A 1,052-nucleotide genomic window follows, 5' to 3' on the forward strand; every position below is an offset into this window, starting at 1 on the left:
ATCCTCAATCAGCTTCGCGTGTGGGTCGTACCTAGATGCCATGTGTCATATGTCTCAACTATGGATGAGGTTGCGGTCAACTGTACCAAAAAACGACCATCTATCAACCTAAAAACGACCATTTTTGTACATGGTCGAAAAAAGGTCATAAAAAGGTTGTTTTTTGGCAACAGTCCGCAGGCAGAATGTACCTAAAAAAGACCAAAAAAGCACCATCTTTCGGCTGTCGCTTCATATGGTCATTTTTTGGTCTTGCATCCCCGGCGGCAAGCTGCCAGACTGCCCCCTGAAACCCTAGAATTCACCTACACAGACACGCACCTATGGTTGCTGTCTGTGGGGTCAGAAATCTCCTTTGTAGCCTCTGCTATCCACCCTGTCTACATAAGTAAACACGCTCATGGCCATACCTGCCGCTGCCACGAAAACGATCTCGACTCGTCTCGCGCTTGCTGACCTGGCACGGATCCAGGCTGCCCTTCGTCCGGATGAGACCACCTCTGGCTTCTTGCATGAGGCGGTCTTGAACGAGCTGGCCAGGAGGCGGTCCCAAGGACCTCAGGAGCTGACCTTGGGAGACCTTGGTGAAATGTCCCAGGCTGTCCTCAACAAAAGTTCAATCAACCAGAGCCTGCTTGCAATCATTGATTCAAAGTTATCGAGGTTGATGCAAGAATTGGATGTGAATCCATGACTCTCTCTTATAAGAAGGCCGGAAAGAGTGGTGGGGATTATTATCTCAACCATTCGAGTGAGGTTGATGATTACTACACTGCTGGGGAGAAAGAGCCACCAGGTGTTTGGTATGTCGCTCCGAATTCATTTGGGCAGAGGAATACCTTGCTTGGTATCACTGATGGTTTGTCCTTTGCTGGGGTTGACTCGAAAAAGTTTGCAGCGCTCACTGCTGGCCGCCACCCCGAAATCGGTGAAAAACTGGTTCAAAACGCCGATCAAAAAAATAGAGTGGCGCTTCATGATTTCACGCTAAGTCCGCCTAAATCTGTTTCTGTGATTTGGAGTCAGGCTGGGGACAAGGTGAAGGGCAGGAT

The 1,052-nt window shown here is 49.2% G+C and carries 1 protein-coding gene; it reads left to right on the top strand.

The genetic code is table 11. The features are described 5' to 3' along the window. Positions 1–690: 690 nt before the first annotated feature. On the top strand, positions 691–1,052 hold a 362-nt coding region (locus GVL52_RS27840; RefSeq protein WP_160012642.1), incomplete at its 3' end, for a relaxase domain-containing protein.

Source organism: Rhizobium sp. 18055 (assembly GCF_902706285.1).
Classification (GTDB): domain Bacteria; phylum Pseudomonadota; class Alphaproteobacteria; order Rhizobiales; family Rhizobiaceae; genus Rhizobium.